Below are 20,341 nucleotides of genomic sequence, written 5' to 3'. Positions count from 1 at the left end.
AACAACGGTCAGAAACACACAAGACCCTGTGGCGAGGGGATTTATCCCCGTTGGGTTGCGCAGCAGCCCCAAAGCAGGCGATTCAATCCACCTGAAAACCTCAATCACAGCTATAGGGCCGTTGCGCGGCCCAACGGGGATAAATCCCCTCGCCACAAGGTTCGCGCCATTCTTGAGTTACTCCAACCGACACCCCTGCCGCTCTCCCAACCATTGCGCACTGTTGCTGCGCCCCAACCCGCTGACGGTGACGCGCTTGGCTTCAACGGTCTCGAGAAAATCGCGGGTGGGCACTGCCTGCTTCACATAACCCCGACAATACTCGGCCGGTTGCTGCATCACATAGCGGCATGAGCAGTATTCCTTGGCGGTGTAGGCACTGATAATGTCGGGGAAGGCCCGCAATGCCACCCGCTCCAGCCAGACCCAACTGAACAGGGCGATAAGTAGCACCGACAACAAGGTCAGCAAGATTTTGCGCTTCATGGCTGCCCCTTCCCGGCGAACGCCGCCATGGCGCGCTTGAGCAGTTCGTTATGGCGATAGCTGCCGTCGCGGTCGTCGCCGTAGCGCACGATCACCAGTCTGGCGCTGGGGATGACGTACAGCGCCTGGCCCCAATGGCCCAGCGCGGCGAAGGTATCCGCCGGCGCAGCGGGCCAGGGGTGGAGCGTCGGATCGGCGCCGCGGTTGAGCCACCAGTGCCCGCCCGGCACGGCTTCGTCCTGGCCGGCCTGGAAGTGCACGAACGGTTCACGGCTGAACGCGACCCAATCCTTGGGGATCAGTTGCCGTTCGCCCCAGCGGCCGTCCCGTAGCATCAACAACCCGACACGCGCCAGGTCCCGCGCCGTGAGGTAGGCATAGGACGATCCCACGAACGTGCCGCTGGCGTCGGTTTCCCAAGTCGCGTGGCGGATGCCCAGGGGCTCGAACAGCGCCGTCCAGGGATAATCGGGATAACGTGCCGCACCGACGATGTTTTTCAGGGCCGCCGCCAACAGGTTGCTGTCACCGCTGGAATAACGAAACGCCTGCCCCGGGGGGCTGAAGCTTTCATGCCGCGCGGTAAACGCCGCCATGTCATGACGCCCGCGGGTATAGAGCATCGCCACCACCGAGGACTTGAGCGGCGCGTATTCGTAGTCCTCCTGCCAGTCCAGGCCAGACGCCCAGTGGAAAAGATCGGCCAGGGTCAGGCCCGGATGCCGGTTCAGGGGTGGGTAGTACCTGGCTGCCGGATCGTCCAGGGCAAAGCGCTGTTCACCGTAGGCCACGCCGAACACCGTCGCCAGCAGGCTTTTGCTGATGGACCAGGTCAGGTGCGGGGTCTGGGAGGTGGTCGGTCCGGCGTAGCGTTCATAGACCAGCCGACCGTCCTGGATCACCAGCAGCGCATCGGTGCGGATGCCCTCACGGCTGGCATCGTCCCGGGGTGGGAAGGCGTAGTGTTCCAAGGCTTCGATGGCCGGCCCGCTCGGGGTCGGGCCGCTTGGCCATTGCTCGCCGGGCCAGTCTTCGGCCTGGACGCTCAGGTTGAGTATCAGCAACGGGATCAGGAACCAGCCTTTGGACATGCTTGGGGCTCGCAAGGTTTAACCTTTAGAGCCTATGCAGACTTGATGACAATTTGAGTGTGTGCCCCCTGTGCGAGCTTGCTCGCGATAGCGCCGGATCAGCAGCAATGACGTTGGCTGACACTCCACCATCGCGAGCAAGCTCGCTCCCACAAGGGTTGGTCGTTTGGAGGCTTATCCCAACGCCTTGGCCAACCGCTTGGCCCGGGCCCCCGCCGCAAGGTCCATTACACCTTTATCCCGCGTCCACATCTCGCGCCAGTCCGCAGGCCCGGCGGCCAGGGCAGCGTCGAGTTCGCCGTCGAGCCCTTGGAACTGGGCGAACAACCCGCCCAGCAGAACATGCCCGGCAGGGCTGGAAGGGTTGTGGCGACTCACCTCCGCGCAGCCGGCCAGCAGCGCCAGCAGGCGCAGTTGCAACACCTGGGGCCAGGCACATTCCTGCCCGACGCCATACAACCAGGCCGTCATCGCACTGAGTACATAAAGGTCTTCCAGGGCGCGGAACGGTTTGACGTAGGCGTCCCAACCATCACCGGCCAGCAACTCGCACAGCGCGCCGTCGAGCAGCACGCGGCCATGGCTGATGTCCGGCATCAGGCCCATGGCGGGTAGTTTTTCCAGGGTCACGCCGGGCTCGCCCGCATAGGCCACTGCCAGGTTCAGCCGTGGCGTTTCGCCGGGCGCTTCGCCGCGAGCGGCAATCAGCAGCCACTCGGCGGCGTCGCCAGCGGTGACGAAATCCTTGCGCCCTCTCAGGCGCAAGTCGTCGAGGCGGGTTTGCATGTCCGCCGGGCGCAGGCTGCGTTGTTCAGTGGCACACAGGGCGCCAAGGCTCTGGGGCGCGCTCGGCCAAAGCACCCGCAGCGCCGCCTGGTACCCCACCAGGAAAGCCAGCCCCGGCGTGGCCATCGAGCGAGCCCCGGCCACGGCCAACTCGAACGGCGTCACCGGCCCCAGGCGTTGCAACAACGCGGCATAACCTTCAGCCAGGTCCGGATAGGTGGGCAGGCGCTCGCCGCGTTCGATCAGGGTGTGCCAGGGCATGAGAGGGCTCCTTGAAGGCTGTCATATAAGCATCACCAAAGCTTCATGGCGATGACACCGGGGCTACATAGCCTGACTTTGCACAACATGGCTGCATAAAGAAAGTCGACAGGCTGCAACTGAACAGCCCGCACGGAGATTCGCTATGACCCAGATCGCCCGCATCAGCGACACCGGCAATGAACGCCGCCTGCAAGCCGAACGCCTGATCGGCACCCACGCCTTGCAAGAAGCCCAGGCCCTGCGCTTCAACGTCTTCAGCGGCGAATTCAACGCCAAGCTCAAAGGCGCGGAAAAGGGTCTGGACATGGATGACTATGATGTTCACTGCGCCCACATCGGCGTACGCGACCTGAACACCGGCTGCCTCGTGGCCACCACGCGCCTGCTCGACCACCAGGCCGCCAGCAGCCTGGGCCGGTTCTACAGCGAAGAAGAATTCAGCCTTCACGGCCTGGTCCATCTCAAGGGCCCGATCCTGGAAATCGGCCGTACCTGCGTCGACCCGGCCTACCGCAACGGCGGCACCATCGCGGTGCTCTGGGGCGAACTGGCCGAAGTCCTGAACGAAGGTGGCTACAGCTACCTGATGGGCTGCGCGAGCATTCCGATGCAGGATGGCGGCATCCAGGCCCAGGCAATCATGCAGCGCCTGCGCGAACGCTACCTGTGCACCGAACACCTGCAGGCCGTGCCGAAAAAACCGCTGCCGAGCCTGGACGTGCCGTCCAACGTCATCGCCGAAATGCCACCGCTGCTCAAGGCCTACATGCGCCTGGGCGCGAAGATTTGCGGTGAGCCGTGCTGGGACGAGGACTTCCAGGTGGCCGACGTGTTCATCCTGCTCAAGCGCGACGAACTCTGCCCCCGCTACGCCCGCCACTTCAAGGCAGCCGTGTAATGAGCCGGTTGCGGGTGTACGCGCGTATCGCGCGAGTCTTGCTGGTAGTGACCCTGGGCCTGAGCATGGCCAGCGTGTTCGGCCTGTTCGAGCGCCTGGGGGTCGCCAACTCGATGGTCCGTCGCCAGCGCTGGTCGCGGTTCTTCATGGCGCGGCTGAGCCATGCCCTGCCCTTTTCAGTCACTGTCCATGGTCAACTGCCGCAACGGCCGATGCTGTGGGTCAGTAACCATGTGTCCTGGACTGACATCCCGTTGCTGGGCATGCTCACGCCGATGTCATTCCTGTCCAAGGCCGAAGTGCGCACCTGGCCGGTGGCCGGATGGCTGGCCGCCAAGGCCGGCAGCCTGTTTATCCGGCGCGGGTCGGGTGACAGCCAACTGATCCGCAAACAAATGAGCCGCCACCTGGAACAGGCTCATCCGCTGCTGATGTTCCCGGAAGGCACCACCACCGATGGCCGATCCCTGCGTACCTTCCACGGTCGCTTGTTGTCGGCGGCCATCGATGCCGATGTGGCTTTGCAGCCGGTGGCGATCCGTTACCTGCGCGACGGTGAGCCGGATTCGCTGGCACCGTTCATTGGCGATGATGATTTGCTGTCGCACCTGATGCGCCTGTTCGCCAATGATCGGGGCGACGTGCACATCCATCTGCTGGAACCGATTGCCTGCCACGGCCAGGAACGCGCGGCACTGGCGTTCCAGGCGCAACAGGCAGTGCACAAGGCGTTGTTCGGGACGATTCCCGAGAAGCAGCAAGCGCCGATGCGGCCTGCGGCGATTGCGGCCTGACCCGGATCCCTGCGCGGCCCCCCTGTGGGAGCGGGCTTGCTCGCGAAGACGGCAGTACATTCAACACAGATGTTGACTGATCCACCGCCTTCGCGAGCAAGCCCGCTCCCACATTTAGTTATTTGGCGTGACCTGACTCAGCACAAAATCCTGCAACTGCGGGTAGAACAACCGGAAATCCTCGCTCAGCGGCTCATAAAGCTCGATCAACTCCGCCATCGCCCCGGCCAATTCCTCGGGTCGGGACAGGCGGCGGGAAATGCCGCGCAGTACCTGCCCCAGCACGTCGAACTCCTGATAAGACCCCAGCCAGTCATCCGCCGCCATATATGGCGCGATCTGTGCCAGGCGCCCCGGCAGTTGCGGCTCGGTACGCAGTACCTGGTAGACACGGGACGTGAAATCCACCAGCGGCCCTTCGCTGTACAACGCCCAGTCCCGGGCCAGGCAGTGATCGAAAAACACGTCGAGCACAATCCCGGCATAGCGCCGTCGCACCGTGGAAAAACGCGACAGGGCAATGTCCACCAAGGGATGGCGGTCGGTGTACATGTCGATGCGCCGATGCAGGGCAATCGCCGCTTCGATCTGCGGATCGTACTGCCCTTGCAACGGCCCTTTGACGAAGTCGCCGTAGAGGCTGCCGAGCAGTTGTTCCCGGCCGGGGCCGCCGAGGTGCAGGTGCGCGAGATAGTTCATGGCCCGCAGCTTAGCACCCCCGAAGCCATATCGTTATAACCCGATATAGCGATTTGTTCGGCGTTCAGATCAAATCCATATTGGTGTATCGCGAAATAACGATTTAAGGTTCGCTCTATCGCGATATAGCGTTTTACTCACCCCCCGAGCTTGCCACCCATGACCCTCGACCTCGACGAAATAATAAAAGCCCTGGCGCACCCAGTACGGCGAGACATCCTCAACTGGCTCAAAGACCCCAAGGTCCAGTTCCCCGACCAGTTGCACAACCACGAGTTCGGCATTTGCGCCGGGCAGATCGACCAGCGTTGCGGCCTGTCGCAATCCACGGTGTCTGCGCACTTGGCGGTGTTGCAACGGGCGGGGCTGATCACCAGCCAGAAGGTCGGTCAATGGCACTTCTTCAAACGCAACGAGGAAGTGATCCAGCAGTTCCTCAAGCAAATGAGCCAAGAGCTCTGACCCGACAAGGACCCATCATGCCCCTCTCACTCCTGATCCTGGCCCTGAGCGCCTTTGCCATCGGCACCACCGAGTTCGTCATCATGGGCCTGTTGCCCGACGTGGCGGCCGACCTGGGCGTGTCGATTCCCGGCGCCGGCTGGCTGGTGACCGGCTACGCCCTGGGCGTGGCCATCGGTGCACCGTTCATGGCCCTGGCCACCGCCCGGCTGCCGCGCAAGGCCGCCCTGGTGGCGTTGATGGGGATTTTCATCGTCGGCAACCTGCTCTGCGCGATCGCCAGCGACTACAACGTGCTGATGTTCGCCCGGGTCGTCACCGCCCTGTGCCACGGCGCGTTCTTCGGCATCGGTTCGGTGGTGGCCGCCGGCCTGGTGGCGCCCAACAAACGCGCCTCGGCCGTGGCCCTGATGTTCACCGGCCTGACCCTGGCCAACGTGCTCGGCGTACCGCTGGGCACCGCACTGGGCCAGGAAGCCGGCTGGCGCTCGACCTTCTGGGCCGTGACCGTCATCGGCGTGGTGGCACTGATCGGCCTGATCCGCTTCCTGCCGGCCAAGTGCGATGAAGAAAAACTCGACATGCGCTCGGAACTGGTAGCGCTCAAAGGCGCCGGCCTTTGGCTGTCCCTGAGCATGACCGCGCTGTTCTCCGCGTCGGTGTTCACCCTGTTCACCTACGTCGCCCCCCTGCTGGGCGAAGTGACCGGCGTGTCGCCCCGTGGCGTGACCTGGACCCTGGTGCTGATCGGCCTGGGCCTGACCCTGGGCAACATCATCGGCGGCAAGCTGGCGGACAAGAGCCTGGCGAACACCCTGATGGGCGTCTTCCTCACCATGGCCGTGGTATCCACCGTACTGAGCTGGACCAGCGTGGCACTGATCCCCAGTGAAATCACCCTGTTCCTCTGGGCCACCGCCTGCTTCGCTGCCGTGCCGGCCCTGCAAGTCAACGTGGTGACCTTTGGCAAAGATGCACCCAACCTGGTGTCCACCCTGAACATCGGCGCCTTCAACATCGGCAACGCCCTGGGCGCCTGGGTCGGCGGCAGCGTCATCGACCATGGCCTGGGCCTGACCTCCGTGCCCCTGGCCGCCGGCGCGCTGGCCGTGCTGGCGCTGCTGGTCACCCTGATCACTTTCCGCCAGGGCGGCAATGCCGAGCTGGCTCCCGCAACTCACTGACTTCAACCACTCCCTGATTCTGAAGAGGTAGCAATTCATGGCGACTATTTTCGATCCGATCACACTCGGCGACATCGAACTGAAGAACCGCATCATCATGGCCCCGCTCACCCGCTGCCGCGCCGACGCAGGCCGCGTGCCCAACGCGCTGATGGCCGAGTACTACGTGCAACGCGCCTCCGCCGGCCTGATCCTCAGCGAAGCGACCTCCGTCACGCCGATGGGCGTCGGCTACCCGGACACGCCGGGCATCTGGTCCAACGACCAGGTGCGCGGCTGGGCCAACATCACCAAGGCGATCCACGGCGCCGGCGGCAAGATCTTCCTGCAACTGTGGCATGTGGGCCGGATCTCCCATCCGTCATACCTCAATGGCGAAGCCCCCGTGGCACCCAGCGCGATCCAGCCCAAGGGCCACGTGAGCCTGGTTCGTCCGCTCGCCGACTACCCGACACCGCGCGCACTGGAAACCGCTGAAATCGCCGACATTGTCGACGCCTACCGTGTCGGTGCCGAGAATGCCAAGGCCGCTGGTTTCGACGGTGTGGAAATCCATGGCGCCAACGGCTACCTGCTCGACCAGTTCCTGCAAAGCAGCACCAACCAGCGCACCGACCAATACGGCGGTTCCCTGGAAAACCGTGCCCGCCTGTTGCTGGAAGTGACCGACGCAGCCATTGAAGTCTGGGGCGCCGGCCGAGTGGGCGTGCACCTGGCACCACGGGCCGACTCCCATGACATGGGCGACGAAAACCGTCTGGAGACGTTCAGCTACGTGGCCAGTGAGCTGGGCAAACGCGGCATCGCTTTCATTTGCTCCCGTGAGAAAGAAGGCGACGACAGCATCGGTCCGCAACTCAAGCAAGCCTTCGGCGGCCCGTACATCATCAACGAACGTTTCACCAAAGACAGCGCCAACGCCTGGCTGGCGGCTGGCAAGGCTGACGCGGTCGCGTTCGGGGTTCCGTTCATTGCCAACCCGGACTTGCCGGCACGCCTGAAGGCCAATGCACCGTTGAACGAGCCGCATCCTGAAACTTTCTATGGGAAAGGCCCAGTGGGGTACATTGATTACCCCGTGATGTAAGCTCGCACCAGCCGCTTTATTTAAAAGCCCCGACTCGAAAGAGCCGGGGCTTTTTTATACCTGCAGAACTTCAACCACACTCAGTCATTGCGAACAGCAACATTAAATAACAAGGCAACTTTCATCTGACATGGATTCAATCACGCAATGACGCTAATAATAACGTTCGAACGCACCCCTACTGATACAAAGGATTGAAACTTACACCTCAACCACACATTAAAAACTTCAACATTCCGACAACACCAACTAACCAAACACCCTCAGTTTGCAGGCGAACGCCAGCGGACCGTGTACTTATGAGAGATGCCTTACCATGAACATCCTGAAAAACTTCATTTTCGCCCTCCTGCTGGGCCCCACCATGGTTGCCCACAGCCAGGCCAATACCGAAGTGACCGTGGAGATTGCCAACAATACCCGCGGCACAATGAAAATGAACAACCTGTTAACCGCCCCACCCCAGGCCGAGGATTTTTCCTTGAGCGCCCACGACATCGATCCGAAATCAAGTTATAGATTCCATATCGAGCACTTCAGGGATTACACCTACCCTGGAGCCGGCTGGCGCCCGACATTAAAAAAAGTCAAACCTGTTGAACTGGTCCTAAATTATGAAATGAGCCATTTCAACTTTGAATGTCAAATGCACACCCGCTTGCAGGTCTCCATCGTGCCTGGCGCTTTGGAACCCAGCTATAAGCCGACGTGGAAAAGCAGGACGACTTACACCGGCAATGGCGAATACACGTGCCGGTCGGAAATTTCCCGGAAGATGCTTGAGCCACCCTTCAACTACACCGTTCGCCTCATTATCGAACCAGGTCGGTAAGCATCCGGCCAGTTCGCCTACAGGTTTCGCCTGGAGCCGGACATGGGTCCTTCATCATTGCCCGGCATGAAGGTGCCATGACGCTGACATGCCCCTGCAAACTTACTCCGTGGGAATCGGGATCCGACGGAGTACCTTCCGGTCACGAACAAATCCCCTACAAAATTTGTTCAAGATTGCCTTTCAACCACGACAGTATTCAGTTTATAAAAGCCATCTTGAAGACTTGACACGAAACAAACCGAAGCAATTACGCATTTTGTTTCATTTGCGCAGGCTAGGGCTCAGGCGCAGCATATCCAGCCCGATATCCACCCAGCGCTCAGCCTCACCGGCCAGGGGGAAGCTATCGGGGGCCAGCAGCCATTGATAAAGAATACCGTCGACATAGGCATGCAGGGCAATCGCCGCCCTTTCCGGTTCCAGGTCCGCCGGTAGCTGGCCGCGATTCATCGCATTGCGCAATGACAAGGCAATACGCACATTACAGTCGAGGCTGACCTGGCGCCGCTGCTGGCGCAGATCGCACATTTCATCGGTGAATTCACACTTATGGAACAGAATCTCATTAATGCGTCGGGTCTTCGGGTCCAGGGCAACTTGTTGAAACAATTGCACCAGCAGCTTGCGCGTACAACCCAGCGGGTCAAGCTCCTCTTCATTCTCACTGGCGCGGGCCAGGTCATCGAGCGGCTCATGCAAGGTATCGAGCATGGCCTGGAGCAGGTCCGCCTTGTTGCTGAAATGCCAATAGATAGCACCCCGCGTCACGCCGGCCAGCGTCGCGATATCCGCCAGAGTGGTGCGGGCCACGCCTCGCTCGAAGAACGCCTTTTCGGCCGCTTCGACTATCTGGCTGCGAGTCTCCTGGGCTTCCTCTTTGGTACGACGGACCATGGCAGTAAACACCTCAATCAGGATTGCGTCAGCAATGCGTAAGAATCAGCAGAACAAAATAGGAGGCGACGTCGCTTGAAGCGCCTCCCCTCCGATCTACTCAGGCCCTTTGTCAGGCTTTTGTAAATCCGGATATTACGCAATTTGGCTGTTTACAAACAACCGTGTACGTAAGTATATTTCTTAGCATCCTACTAATTGAATTACTGCTGCTTTTTTACCTTCCACCTTCGAGTGCGCCCATCGCGCGCCTGGACCCGAGGATTTCCATGCAATTCAAGCCAGCTGTTACTGCTCTGGTTACCGCCATCGCCCTGGCATCGCTGCTCAGCGGATGCAAAAAGGAAGAGGCTGCACCTGCAGCGCCCCCTCCTCAGGTCGGCGTCGTAACCCTCAAGACCCAGCCCTTCACCTTGACCTCGGAACTACCGGGCCGCACCAGCGCGTTCCGCGTCGCCGAAGTACGGCCACAGGTCAACGGCATCATTCTCAAGCGCCTGTTCAAGGAAGGCGCCGACGTCAAGGCCGGCCAGCAGCTGTACCAGATCGACCCTGCGGTCTACGAAGCGACCCTAAAGAGCGCCGAGGCCAACCTGCGCTCCACCAAGTCGATTGCCGACCGCTATAAGCAACTGGTGGATGAACAGGCGGTGAGCCGTCAGGAATACGATACCGCCGTGGCCAATCGCCTGGAATCGGAAGCCAATCTGCAGACAGCCCAGATCAACGTGCGCTACACCAAGGTCTATGCACCGATTTCCGGCCGCATCGGCCGCTCCTCGGTCACCGAGGGTGCGCTGGTGAGCAACGGCCAGGCTGATGCCCTGGCAACCATTCAGCAACTGGACCCGATCTACGTCGACGTGACGCAAAGCTCGGTCGAGCTGCTGCAACTGCGCCGCGAACTGGAAAGCGGCCGTTTGCAAAAGGCCGGCGAGAACGCGGCCATGGTCAAGCTGACCCTGGAAGACGGCAGCCAGTATCCCCACGAAGGCAAGTTGGAATTTTCTGAAGTGTCGGTCGACCAGACCACCGGGTCCGTGACCTTGCGCGCCGTGTTCCCCAACCCTGATCACACCCTGCTGCCGGGCATGTTCGTCCACGCTCAATTGCAGGCCGGTGTGAACAGCGCGGCGATCCTGGCACCGCAACAAGGCGTGACCCGCGACCTCAAGGGCGCGCCAACCGCGCTGGTGGTGGGTGCGGACAACAAGGTCGAGCTGCGCCAGCTCAAGGCCAGCCGCACCGTCGGCAGCCAGTGGCTGATCGAAGACGGGCTCAAGGCCGGCGATCGCCTGATCACCGAAGGGCTGCAGTACGTACGGCCAGGCGTGGAAGTCAAAGCCACCGAAGCCACCAACGTTGGCACCAAGAACCCGGCCCCCGCAAAGGCAGCTGATAAAGCCGCCGGCGGCAAAGGGGAGTAAACCATGTCGAAATTTTTTATCGACCGTCCGATTTTCGCCTGGGTAATCGCCCTGGTGATCATGCTGGTCGGGGCCCTTTCGATCCTCAAGTTGCCGATCAACCAGTACCCGAGCATCGCGCCGCCGGCCATTGCGATCCAGGTGACCTACCCGGGTGCGTCCGCGCAAACCGTGCAGGACACCGTGGTGCAGGTCATCGAGCAGCAGCTCAACGGTATCGACAACCTGCGTTATGTGTCCTCGGAAAGTAACTCCGACGGCAGCATGACCATCACCGCGACCTTCGAGCAGGGCACCAACTCCGATACCGCCCAGGTCCAGGTCCAGAACAAACTGAACCTGGCCACCCCATTGCTGCCGCAAGAAGTGCAGCAACAGGGCATCCGCGTCACCAAGTCAGTGAGAAACTTCCTGATGGTGATCGGCGTGGTATCGCGTGACGGCAGCATGACCCGGGAAGACTTGTCCAACTACATCGTGTCCAACATGCAGGACCCGATCTCGCGCACCGCCGGTGTCGGTGACTTCCAGGTCTTCGGCGCCCAGTACGCCATGCGCATCTGGCTCGACCCGGCCAAGTTGAACAACTTCAACCTGACCCCGGTGGATGTGAGCACGGCCATTTCCGCGCAGAACGTCCAGATCGCGTCCGGCCAGCTCGGCGGCCTGCCTGCCATGCCCGGCCAGCAACTGAACGCCACCATCATCGGCAAGACCCGCCTGCAGACCGCCGAGCAGTTCAAGGCCATCTTGCTCAAGGTCAATCCGGACGGCTCGCAAGTGCGTGTCGGCGATGTGGCGGATGTCGCCCTCGGCGGTGAAAACTACAGCATCAACGCCCAGTTCAACGGCCTCCCGGCTTCCGGGCTGGCGGTGAGGCTCGCCACCGGCGCCAACGCCCTCGACACGGCCAAGGCCCTGCGCAAGACCGTCGACGACCTCAAGCCATTCTTCCCGCAAGGCCTGGAAGTGGTGTTCCCGTACGACACCACCCCGGTGGTGAGCGAATCGATCAAAGGCGTGGTCGAGACCCTGGTCGAAGCGGTCGTGCTGGTGTTCCTGGTGATGTTCCTGTTCCTGCAGAACTTCCGCGCCACCATCATCACCACGATGACGGTGCCGGTGGTACTGCTGGGCACCTTCGGGATCCTCGCGGCATTCGGCTTCAGTATCAATACCCTGACCATGTTCGGCATGGTGCTGGCCATCGGCTTGCTGGTGGACGACGCCATCGTCGTGGTGGAAAACGTCGAACGGGTGATGAGCGAAGAAGGCCTGTCGCCCAAGGAAGCCACCAAGAAGTCCATGGGGCAGATCCAGGGGGCCCTGGTGGGTATCGCCCTGGTGCTCTCGGCGGTACTGCTGCCGATGGCGTTCTTCGGCGGGTCCACCGGTGTGATCTACAAGCAGTTCTCCATCACCATCGTCTCGGCCATGGCCCTGTCGGTACTGGTGGCACTGATCTTCACCCCCGCCCTGTGCGCCACCATGCTCAAGGCCATTCCGAAAGGCGAGCACGGCACGCCGAAACGCGGCTTCTTCGGCTGGTTCAACCGCACCTTCGACCGTGGCGTCAGGAGCTACGAACGTGGCGTGGGCAACATGCTCAAGCACAAGGCCCCGTACCTGCTGGTCTACGTGATCATCGTGGTCGGCATGGTCTGGCTGTTCACCCGCATCCCGACGGCGTTCCTGCCCGAAGAAGACCAGGGCGTGTTGTTTGCCCAGGTACAGACACCGGCCGGCTCCAGTGCCGAGCGCACCCAGGTGGTGGTGGACAATATGCGCGAGTTCCTGCTGCGCCCCAGCAAGGACGGCGGCGAAGGCGACGGTGTGGCCTCGGTGTTCACCGTGACCGGCTTCAACTTCGCCGGTCGCGGCCAAAGCTCGGGCCTGGCATTCATCATGCTCAAGCCGTGGGAAGAGCGTAACGCTGACAACACCGTGTTCAAGATCGCTGGCCGCGCCCAGCAACACTTCTTCACCTTCCGCGACGCCATGGTGTTCGCCTTCGCCCCGCCAGCGGTGATGGAACTGGGTAACGCCACCGGTTTCGACGTGTTCCTGCAGGACCGTGCCGGTATCGGCCACGACAAGCTGATGGAAGCCCGTAACCAGTTCCTCGGCATGGCGTCCCAGAGCAAGGTGCTGGCCCAGGTCCGTCCGAACGGTCTGAATGATGAACCGCAATACCAGTTGGAAATCGATGACGAGAAGGCCAGCGCGCTGGGCATCACACTCTCGGAGATCAACAACACCCTGTCGATTGCACTGGGCAGTAACTATGTGAACGACTTCATCGACCGTGGTCGGGTGAAGCGGGTGTACGTCCAGGGCCAGCCGAACTCGCGCATGAGCCCCGAGGACCTGAAGAAGTGGTACGTGCGCAACAGCGCCGGGACCATGGTGCCGTTCTCTGCGTTCGCCAAGGGCGAGTGGGTCTATGGCTCGCCGAAACTGGCGCGTTATAACGGTGTGGAAGCGATGGAGATCCTCGGTACCCCGGCACCGGGCTACTCCACCGGTGAAGCCATGGCCGAAGTCGAAGCCATCGCCAAGAAGCTGCCGGCCGGCGTGGGTATTTCCTGGACGGGCCTGTCCTATGAGGAACGTCTGTCGGGTTCCCAGGCGCCAGCGCTGTACGCCCTGTCGCTGCTGATGGTGTTCCTGTGCCTGGCGGCGCTGTATGAAAGTTGGTCGATTCCGATCGCGGTCATGCTCGTGGTGCCACTGGGGATCATCGGCGCCTTGATGGCCACCAGCTTGCGCGGCCTGTCCAACGATGTGTACTTCCAGGTGGGCCTGTTGACAACCATCGGCCTGGCGGCGAAAAACGCCATTCTGATCGTGGAATTCGCCAAGGAACTCCACGAACAAGGGCGAACGCTGGTGGAAGCCGCCATCGAAGCCTGTAGGATGCGTCTGCGGCCGATTATCATGACCTCGCTGGCGTTCGTCCTCGGCGTAGTCCCGCTGGCGATTTCCACCGGCGCCGGCTCGGGCAGCCAGCACGCCATCGGCACCGGTGTAATCGGCGGCATGTTGACCGCCACCATCCTGGCAATCTTCTGGGTGCCCTTGTTCTTCGTGACCGTGTCGTCGATAGGTCGTCGCAAAAATGCGGACCAGGACGATACTCCTGAAACTTCTAAAGAGGCTGGCCAATGAGCAAGTCGCTCCTCTCCCTGACCATCGCCGCCGTCGTGCTCAGCGGTTGCTCGCTGATCCCCGACTATCAGCGGCCCGAAGCACCGGTCGCGGCGCAATACCCGCAAGGGCCGGCCTACGAGGCAGCCAAGGCGCCCGGCCAGGCCGCTGCCGAGCAAGGCTGGAAGCAGTTTTTCCATGACCCGGCGCTGCAACAGCTGATCCAGGTCGCCCTGGAAAACAACCGCGACCTGCGCGTCGCGGCACTGAACATCGATGCCTACGCCGCGCAATACCGCATCCAACGGGCTGACCTGTTCCCGGCGGTCTCGGCCACCGGTTCCGGCAGCCGTCAGCGGGTACCGGCACGGGCTTCGCAAACCGGCGAAGCGGCGATCAGCAGTTCCTATTCGGCCACCCTGGGCATCAGCGCCTATGAACTGGACCTGTTCGGTCGGGTTCGCAGCCTGAGCGAGCAAGCGTTGCAAAGCTACTTCGCCACCGAAGAAGCCCGCCGCAGCACCCAGATCAGCCTGGTGGCCAACGTCGCCAATGCCTACCTGACCTGGCAGGCCGACAAGGAACTGCTCAAGCTGACCCAGGAAACCCTCGGGGCCTACGAGCAAAGCTTCAAGCTGACCTCGCGCAGCGCCGAAGTCGGCGTGGCCTCGGCCCTGGACCTGAGCCAGGCGCGTACCGCGGTGGAAAACGCCCGCGTGCAACTGGCCCGCTACACTCGCCAGGTCGCCCAGGACGAAAACAGCCTGACCCTGCTGCTGGGCACCGGCCTGCCGGCCAACCTGAACTCGCAACCGTTGAGCGATGACCTGCTCAGCAAAGTGCCGGCCGGGCTGCCGTCGGACCTGCTGCAACGTCGTCCGGACATCCTCCAGGCCGAACGCAACCTGCTGGCCGCCAACGCCAACATCGGCGCCGCGCGGGCCGCGTTCTTCCCGAGCATCAGCCTGACGGCCAACGCCGGCACCTTGAGCCCGGACCTGTCCGGCCTGTTCAAGGGCGGTTCGGGCACCTGGACCTTCGCGCCGCAGATCAACCTGCCGATCTTCAACGCCGGCAGCCTGCGGGCAAGCCTGGACTACGCCAAGATCCAGAAAGACATCAACGTCGCGCAGTACGAGAAGTCGATTCAGACAGCGTTCCAGGAAGTCTCCGACGGCCTGGCCGCGCGCCAGACCTACAACGAACAGTTGCAGGCCCAGACCGACTTCGTCGCCGCCAACCAGGACTACTACCGCCTGGCCGAGCGTCGCTACCGCATCGGCGTCGACAGCAACCTGACCTTCCTCGATGCCCAACGCCAGTTGTTCAGCGCGCAACAGTCGCTGATCACTGACCGTCTTGCGCAACTGACCAGTGAGGTCAATTTGTACAAGGCACTGGGTGGTGGTTGGAATGCCGAGACGGGCAAGAACGAGCCGGTGAAGGAAGAGGCGCCCAAGACCCGGCTGTTCTGATCGTGCTTGAACGCTGAACAAGAAGCCCACCGGAAGGTGGGCTTTTTGTTCACCCAAGGCCTGACGCCAACCTGTGGCGAGGGGATTTTATCCCCGTTGGGTTGCGCAGCAACCCCAAAAAAGCCTAATGAACCGAGGCGGCAGGTTAACGCGGATCGACGATATCCAACGCTCGATTGACCAACAGCTCACTCAGTTCAATCATCTGCACCACGCCAAGCACGACATGCCGCCGCGAGCCGTTCAGGTCGAACGTCAGGTCACCGAGCATGGCATTGGCCGAGGCCAGGGTTTCACTGAGGTTCGCCAATAGGCACTCGGTGTCGATGGTATCGATGACGGTGAAAATCTGTGTGGATTTGGATGTGGGCTTTGGTTTGGGATCGGAATTTGTGCCCAGATGGTAATCGAGTGCCCGGTCTGCGGCCTCTTGGAGCTTTTCTGGATCGGGGTCGTTGTAGGGGAAGGTGGATCCAGACGCTGGGGGATTAGGTGTTTCTTTGATCATGGTAGTACTCCTAACGAAAATGAGAGCCGCCAGCATCACTTGCAGATGATAGGTGGCAGCTGTATGCGGGTCTGCAAGACCGAGTCGTTAGGCAACCTCGGCAGACCCGAAGGTCTCCCGCACACAGCCACCATAAAACGATGGCACCCAAAAGTCGCCATGGATTATAGGGGCGCGGCTAGGCGCCTAACAAATTCGGCGGGCTTGCAGTCCCGGTCGCTGGATGCGCAGCGACTACAACAGGCTAAGGATGCGACGTCCTAACGGCAACCCTAAAAGATTGTCGGAAAAATCGGCACGTCTGTCAGACATCCACCGCAAACTTTTCCCTCCCTTAAACGAATTGCTCAAGTAGGGATGAAGAAAAGAACTACAAGAAAAAACCACTGAAGCGTAGGACGTTCTGACAATCACCAAGAATTTTCGACGAACTTTTAAGGTTGTCCCTCGGAACAAGCAAAACTAATTTATTAAGCCCTACCTCTACTTCAATGCCAGGAAGGCTTATGCAGAACCCCAAAGGACCGCCTCTACAAATTGAACTGCCTCCAACGATCATAAAACCCGAGCTACCATCATCGCACCCGCCTCTGTCCACGCAGTCACCCGGCTATATTTCGAGACCCTTACCATGGAGCGGAACAGTCGTAGAAATTGCAGAAATTCAGAATTTCTTCAAGAAAAAAAATATTAAATCCGAATCCTTGACTATGGCGGTGGTCGTCACCATCGCCACCCAACAAGATCATTTAGAAAAGTCCTACAATTCCTACGTAGGAATTCTGAAAGCAAAACTTGACCATGAAATAGTCACGGCTATCGGAGCAGCCGCGGGAATACACGCTCTTGAAAAAGAGGTTATTGATCAGATCATCGCACGTAAACGAAGCGAGCTGCAGAACAGCTTGGTCACCGCCACCACTTTCTTTGCAAGAGATCCATTCCATAAAAACATCAAGAAAAATGCAGTTGACTTTGTAAACATACTTCAAGGGAGCAGAGAGCCATCAACAGATGTTTACAACAGATGGTTACGGTCCATCACCGCAGCTTACACAGCGAAGGTCCTGACCGAAGAAATCAGAATTCTGAATGAAAAATTACAAGCAATGACCTCTGCCCGTACAACGATTGATGCTGAAAAACGAAAGAATCTTCAGGAGCACATCGATACGTTATCTAACCAACAGGGACTCACGCCTTCTCTTGTCACAGTGCAGCAAAGTCTGATTCCCTCCATAACTACGATCCGACACAAAGACGCTGCCCTGCCTATGGAAATACGGCACGATCTTGAAGAAATATTCAACGAAAATCCGCCTCAACATAAAAGCAACATAGAAGAACGAATCCGGCTCGACCATTTTCCCACCAGAACCCACAACACTAGTCTCCTTGAATCGCCTACCAAACAGCGTATCGATGCTTTGACGGAGGAGATTAACCATCAAGCTCGCGTGCCTGGGTTGCACGCGGGGCGCCTCAACCGCGAACCTGATCTTGCCAAAGCCAATCAGTTCCATATAGCTGGAGCTGTGGCTGCTACCCAGCCGATGATCGTTACATCAGCCGGAACGATTGCAGCGGTTGAAGGCGCAGCTTCAGGTTTGGGCAGAGCTATCCAACTGGCAATTGCATCGTTGGCAGATGTTTTGGCGGGCACCGCGTCTGGTTTTTTTGTAGGGATTGCTGCGCTGGCTTATTCGCCAAAGTTGGCAAACGGCGAGTTACCGGAGCGTTTTGCCTTTAGTACACCCCTTTCAGATTTGGTGCCGTTGCAAGACCGCGATCTGCACGCCCTAGCCGCTGCCGGCAAGACGATTGACTTACCTGTGCGCCTAAGTTCCAGAAACGCAGCAGATGGCCAGTCAGAACTTCTCGTGGTCAAAGCCGACGGCCTATCCAATCTTCCCAAAGTCAGGGTTATGGCGGCTACCTATGATGCCCAGCAAAATATTTACACCGCCACGATTGAAAACGCGCCGTCAACAACCTTGACATGGACCCCTATTGTTAAACCCGGTGACGTCTCCACGAAACTTCCCACCGAATCACCTTCGCCGCTTATTTATACAGGTGCCTCAGTAACGCCCATCGTGGGAAGAATCGATTCATTTCCTGAGGTCGCCGAAAGCAGTTTTGATGACTATGTTTTTGTTTTCCCAATCGACTCAGGTCTACCGCCTCTGTACGTTATGTTCAGAGATCGGAGAGAAGATCCTGGGGTTTCGTGGGGTGTTGGCGCTCCAGTGTTAGGAGTGTGGCTGGAAGCTGCATCAGAAGGTGAAGGAGCCCCCATTCCATTACAAATCGCGCGTCAGTTGAGAGGAAAAAAATTTAGAAATTTCAAGAATTTTAGAAAGACATTCTGGAAAGCAGTTGCTAACGATCCGATTATTGCTCAACAATTCAGCTCAGCCAACCGTGTAGAGATGAGGAAAGGTAATGCACCTTTTGTTGTACGGACTGAATACGCTGGAGCACGTATCAGGTATGAACTGCATCACAAGAAATATCTGTCTCAAGGCGGCGAGGTGTTTGGCCTGGACAACATCAATATCACCACCCCCAAGCGCCATATAGAAATTCATAGAGAGAAAATGCAATGAGTCGATTACTAACAGACATGACCGAGTCTGAATTTTTAGCTTTTGTTATAAAAATTTTCGAATCGCAGCATGACTCGGAAAATGAGCAGACCGAAGCTGTATTGGAGTTCATAAGAATTACAGAGCACCCCTATAAAGCCGACCTAATCTACTATCCTGAAGCAGGAAAAGATAATCCTGAGGCAGTAGTAAACGAAATTAAAAACTGGCGCGCCGCCAATGGAAAACCGGGATTCAAGCAATCCTGATTTTTACGCGAAAGCCTTCCTTTTATCGCCAGCATCTGCGGTAAAAAGGGCTCAGTCGACACCTTCGTTGGATGTTCTGGTGCTATCGCGAGCAAGCTCATTCCTACAGGAATTTGTGGTGGACGAAAGATCCATGAACGACGCAGAACCGTGTGGGAGCGGGCTTGCCCGCGAAAGCGTCGGACCATTCAATATCGGTGCAAGCTGATCCACCGCTATCGCGAGCAAGCTCGGCTCCCACAGAGAATTATGGTGAGACGAGGATTCAGGAATGTAGCGGCACCTGTGTGAGAGCGAGCTTGCTCGCGATGACGTCAGCCCAGACACCCCAAATCCCGTGGCGAGGGAGCTTGCTCCCGCTCGGCTGCGCAGCAGTCGCAAGACCTGACCCTGCGGTTTGCCTGAAGGAACGCAGGGGCCTGCTTCGCAGGCCAGCGGGAGCAAGCTCCCTCGCCACGCTGGGTTGGTGTGGAGTCGAAAATTGGAGATCGACCACAGTCCTGTGGGAGCGGGCTTGCTCGCGAATGCGTCGGAACATTCAACATTGATGCAAGCTGATTCACTGCCTTCGCGAGCAAGCCCGCTCCCACAGGGGTTCAGCGGTGGATATGAGATTTGTGAATATTCCTTGCCGCAAGTGTTGGGCCATTTGATCAGCCATTTTGCCGTTCGATAATCGCCCAAAACCCGCAATCGCCAATTGAAGCCATCCCGCCCTGCCCTTCACCATCGCTCGCACAAAACCAATAACATCAGGTTCGATGCCATGCCTCTACGCCCCGCCGCGCCCGGCTGATTCTCGATCAGCGCCCCTGTTATCCACCGTTCTGTCTGCGACCCGAGGTCGTGGCAACGACTTGCTTCGCCCACAACAATTAGAGAAAACGTTCATGAAACCCACACAGCACCTGTTTCCCAGCCTCATCGCTGTTGCCCTGGCCGGCTCCGCCCTGCCCGTCCTGGCTGCCGAGTCGGGGTTTGTCGAAGATGCCAAAGCCACGCTGAACCTGCGTAACTTCTACTTCAACCGCAACTTCACCAACCCGAACAATGCCCAGGGCAAGGCCGAGGAATGGACCCAGAGTTTCATCCTCGACGCCAAGTCCGGCTTCACCCAGGGCACGGTCGGTTTCGGCGTGGACGTGCTTGGCCTGTACTCGGTCAAGCTCGACGGCGGCCGTGGCACGGCGGGTACGCAATTGTTGCCGGTGCATGACGACGGTCGCCCGGCCGACGACTTCGGCCGTTTGGGCGTGGCCCTGAAGGCCAAGGTGTCGAAGACTGAGTTGAAGGTCGGCGAATGGATGCCAGTGCTGCCAATCCTGCGCTCCGACGACGGTCGCTCCCTGCCCCAGACCTTCCGTGGCGGCCAAGTGACCTCCACCGAAATCAACGGCCTGAGCCTCTACGGCGGCCAGTTCCGTGGCAACAGCCCGCGCAACGACGC

General features: G+C 59.7%; 18 protein-coding genes. 12 read left to right on the top strand and 6 right to left on the bottom strand.

Annotated features, from left to right (window positions below; all coding sequences use genetic code 11):
- Window positions 1-177: 177 nt before the first annotated feature.
- The 3 genes from BM317_RS27540 to BM317_RS27530 all read right to left on the bottom strand — a co-directional run bounded on the left by BM317_RS27540 (window position 178) and on the right by BM317_RS27530 (window position 2,624).
- Window positions 178-486 (bottom strand): amidase, encoded by a 309-nt coding sequence (locus tag BM317_RS27540; protein WP_092172640.1) that lies wholly within the window; start codon window positions 484-486, stop codon window positions 178-180.
- Window positions 483-1,577, bottom strand: a complete 1,095-nt coding sequence (locus BM317_RS27535; protein WP_092476968.1) for a serine hydrolase domain-containing protein — start codon at window positions 1,575-1,577, stop codon at window positions 483-485. Before BM317_RS27535 ends, BM317_RS27540 begins: the two co-directional genes overlap by 4 nt.
- Window positions 1,578-1,751: 174 nt before the next feature.
- Window positions 1,752-2,624 carry an acyl-CoA dehydrogenase family protein gene (locus BM317_RS27530; protein ID WP_092476966.1) on the bottom strand — a complete coding sequence of 291 codons (873 nt, stop codon included), beginning with the start codon at window positions 2,622-2,624 and terminating at the stop codon, window positions 1,752-1,754.
- Window positions 2,625-2,769: 145 nt separating this feature from the next.
- Here BM317_RS27530 and olsB point away from each other — a divergent pair, with 145 nt between their 5' ends.
- Both olsB and BM317_RS27520 read left to right on the top strand, forming a co-directional pair.
- Window positions 2,770-3,525, top strand: coding sequence for an L-ornithine N(alpha)-acyltransferase (olsB, locus tag BM317_RS27525; RefSeq protein WP_092476964.1), 756 nt, complete (start codon window positions 2,770-2,772; stop codon window positions 3,523-3,525).
- On the top strand, window positions 3,525-4,319 hold the full coding sequence (locus BM317_RS27520) for a lysophospholipid acyltransferase family protein (protein WP_092172651.1): 795 nt from the start codon (window positions 3,525-3,527) through the stop codon (window positions 4,317-4,319). Before olsB ends, BM317_RS27520 begins: the two co-directional genes overlap by 1 nt.
- Before the next feature lie 114 nt (window positions 4,320-4,433).
- Here BM317_RS27520 and BM317_RS27515 read toward each other — a convergent pair whose 3' ends face one another.
- A complete protein-coding gene (locus tag BM317_RS27515) occupies window positions 4,434-5,018 on the bottom strand; it encodes an acyl carrier protein phosphodiesterase (protein WP_092172654.1) in 585 nt (194 codons plus the stop codon).
- A gap of 159 nt (window positions 5,019-5,177) precedes the next feature.
- Here BM317_RS27515 and BM317_RS27510 point away from each other — a divergent pair, with 159 nt between their 5' ends.
- The 4 genes from BM317_RS27510 (at window position 5,178) to BM317_RS27495 (ending at window position 8,583) form a co-directional block, all read left to right on the top strand.
- Complete coding sequence (locus tag BM317_RS27510) at window positions 5,178-5,480, top strand: ArsR/SmtB family transcription factor (protein WP_053119236.1); 303 nt, start codon at window positions 5,178-5,180, stop codon at window positions 5,478-5,480.
- Window positions 5,481-5,497: 17 nt separating this feature from the next.
- The gene (locus BM317_RS27505; protein WP_092476962.1) at window positions 5,498-6,664 is read left to right on the top strand and encodes an MFS transporter; all 1,167 of its coding nucleotides are present in this window, start codon (window positions 5,498-5,500) and stop codon (window positions 6,662-6,664) included.
- A gap of 37 nt (window positions 6,665-6,701) precedes the next feature.
- A complete protein-coding gene (locus BM317_RS27500) occupies window positions 6,702-7,751 on the top strand; it encodes an alkene reductase (RefSeq protein WP_092172659.1) in 1,050 nt (349 codons plus the stop codon).
- Between the two features lie 316 nt (window positions 7,752-8,067).
- Window positions 8,068-8,583 (top strand): hypothetical protein, encoded by a 516-nt coding sequence (locus BM317_RS27495; RefSeq protein WP_092476960.1) that lies wholly within the window; start codon window positions 8,068-8,070, stop codon window positions 8,581-8,583.
- 264 nt (window positions 8,584-8,847) lie between these two features.
- On the opposite strand, the gene BM317_RS27490 is transcribed toward BM317_RS27495, so the two are convergent.
- Window positions 8,848-9,480 carry a TetR family transcriptional regulator gene (locus BM317_RS27490; RefSeq protein WP_060738814.1) on the bottom strand — a complete coding sequence of 211 codons (633 nt, stop codon included), beginning with the start codon at window positions 9,478-9,480 and terminating at the stop codon, window positions 8,848-8,850.
- A gap of 269 nt (window positions 9,481-9,749) precedes the next feature.
- Between BM317_RS27490 and BM317_RS27485 the strand changes: the two genes are divergently transcribed.
- Genes BM317_RS27485 through adeC form a run of 3 tightly spaced genes read left to right on the top strand, consistent with a single transcriptional unit; the run spans window position 9,750 to window position 15,529 of the window.
- The gene (locus BM317_RS27485; RefSeq protein WP_139197907.1) at window positions 9,750-10,907 is read left to right on the top strand and encodes an efflux RND transporter periplasmic adaptor subunit; all 1,158 of its coding nucleotides are present in this window, start codon (window positions 9,750-9,752) and stop codon (window positions 10,905-10,907) included.
- A 3-nt stretch (window positions 10,908-10,910) separates the two neighbouring features.
- Entirely contained in the window at window positions 10,911-14,075 is a 3,165-nt protein-coding gene (gene emhB, locus BM317_RS27480) for an efflux RND transporter permease subunit EmhB (protein ID WP_092172668.1), read from the top strand.
- Complete coding sequence (adeC, locus tag BM317_RS27475; RefSeq protein WP_092172671.1) at window positions 14,072-15,529, top strand: AdeC/AdeK/OprM family multidrug efflux complex outer membrane factor; 1,458 nt, start codon at window positions 14,072-14,074, stop codon at window positions 15,527-15,529. Before emhB ends, adeC begins: the two co-directional genes overlap by 4 nt.
- Window positions 15,530-15,674: 145 nt before the next feature.
- Here adeC and BM317_RS27470 read toward each other — a convergent pair whose 3' ends face one another.
- On the bottom strand, window positions 15,675-16,037 hold the full coding sequence (locus BM317_RS27470) for a DUF6124 family protein (protein WP_092476958.1): 363 nt from the start codon (window positions 16,035-16,037) through the stop codon (window positions 15,675-15,677).
- Window positions 16,038-16,543: 506 nt separating this feature from the next.
- Here BM317_RS27470 and BM317_RS27465 point away from each other — a divergent pair.
- The 3 genes from BM317_RS27465 to BM317_RS27455 form a co-directional block, all read left to right on the top strand.
- Entirely contained in the window at window positions 16,544-18,646 is a 2,103-nt protein-coding gene (locus BM317_RS27465; protein WP_170866285.1) for an S-type pyocin domain-containing protein, read from the top strand.
- 17 nt (window positions 18,647-18,663) lie between these two features.
- Window positions 18,664-18,894 (top strand): bacteriocin immunity protein, encoded by a 231-nt coding sequence (locus tag BM317_RS27460; protein ID WP_256573476.1) that lies wholly within the window; start codon window positions 18,664-18,666, stop codon window positions 18,892-18,894.
- Window positions 18,895-19,784: 890 nt separating this feature from the next.
- Window positions 19,785-20,341, top strand: a 557-nt coding sequence (locus tag BM317_RS27455) for an OprD family outer membrane porin (protein ID WP_139236077.1), incomplete at its 3' end; no start/stop codon positions are given.

Source organism: Pseudomonas sp. NFACC24-1, from assembly GCF_900115235.1.
Taxonomy (GTDB): Bacteria; Pseudomonadota; Gammaproteobacteria; order Pseudomonadales; family Pseudomonadaceae; genus Aquipseudomonas; species Aquipseudomonas fluorescens_AA.
Note: the sequence above shows the minus strand (reverse complement) of the source record. Positions and strands in the feature narration are given on the sequence as shown.

Bases quoted from the DNA above. Each gene is read 5' to 3' on its own strand.
- BM317_RS27540 (WP_092172640.1), bottom strand. From the start codon at position 486: ATGAAGCGCAAAATCTTGCTGACCTTGTTGTCGGTGCTACTTATCGCC.
- BM317_RS27535 (WP_092476968.1), bottom strand. From the start codon at position 1,577: ATGTCCAAAGGCTGGTTCCTGATCCCGTTGCTGATACTCAACCTGAGC.
- BM317_RS27530 (WP_092476966.1), bottom strand. From the start codon at position 2,624: ATGCCCTGGCACACCCTGATCGAACGCGGCGAGCGCCTGCCCACCTAT.
- olsB (WP_092476964.1), top strand. From the start codon at position 2,770: ATGACCCAGATCGCCCGCATCAGCGACACCGGCAATGAACGCCGCCTG.
- BM317_RS27520 (WP_092172651.1), top strand. From the start codon at position 3,525: ATGAGCCGGTTGCGGGTGTACGCGCGTATCGCGCGAGTCTTGCTGGTA.
- BM317_RS27515 (WP_092172654.1), bottom strand. From the start codon at position 5,018: ATGAACTATCTCGCGCACCTGCACCTCGGCGGCCCCGGCCGGGAACAA.
- BM317_RS27510 (WP_053119236.1), top strand. From the start codon at position 5,178: ATGACCCTCGACCTCGACGAAATAATAAAAGCCCTGGCGCACCCAGTA.
- BM317_RS27505 (WP_092476962.1), top strand. From the start codon at position 5,498: ATGCCCCTCTCACTCCTGATCCTGGCCCTGAGCGCCTTTGCCATCGGC.
- BM317_RS27500 (WP_092172659.1), top strand. From the start codon at position 6,702: ATGGCGACTATTTTCGATCCGATCACACTCGGCGACATCGAACTGAAG.
- BM317_RS27495 (WP_092476960.1), top strand. From the start codon at position 8,068: ATGAACATCCTGAAAAACTTCATTTTCGCCCTCCTGCTGGGCCCCACC.
- BM317_RS27490 (WP_060738814.1), bottom strand. From the start codon at position 9,480: ATGGTCCGTCGTACCAAAGAGGAAGCCCAGGAGACTCGCAGCCAGATA.
- BM317_RS27485 (WP_139197907.1), top strand. From the start codon at position 9,750: ATGCAATTCAAGCCAGCTGTTACTGCTCTGGTTACCGCCATCGCCCTG.
- emhB (WP_092172668.1), top strand. From the start codon at position 10,911: ATGTCGAAATTTTTTATCGACCGTCCGATTTTCGCCTGGGTAATCGCC.
- adeC (WP_092172671.1), top strand. From the start codon at position 14,072: ATGAGCAAGTCGCTCCTCTCCCTGACCATCGCCGCCGTCGTGCTCAGC.
- BM317_RS27470 (WP_092476958.1), bottom strand. From the start codon at position 16,037: ATGATCAAAGAAACACCTAATCCCCCAGCGTCTGGATCCACCTTCCCC.
- BM317_RS27465 (WP_170866285.1), top strand. From the start codon at position 16,544: ATGCAGAACCCCAAAGGACCGCCTCTACAAATTGAACTGCCTCCAACG.
- BM317_RS27460 (WP_256573476.1), top strand. From the start codon at position 18,664: ATGACCGAGTCTGAATTTTTAGCTTTTGTTATAAAAATTTTCGAATCG.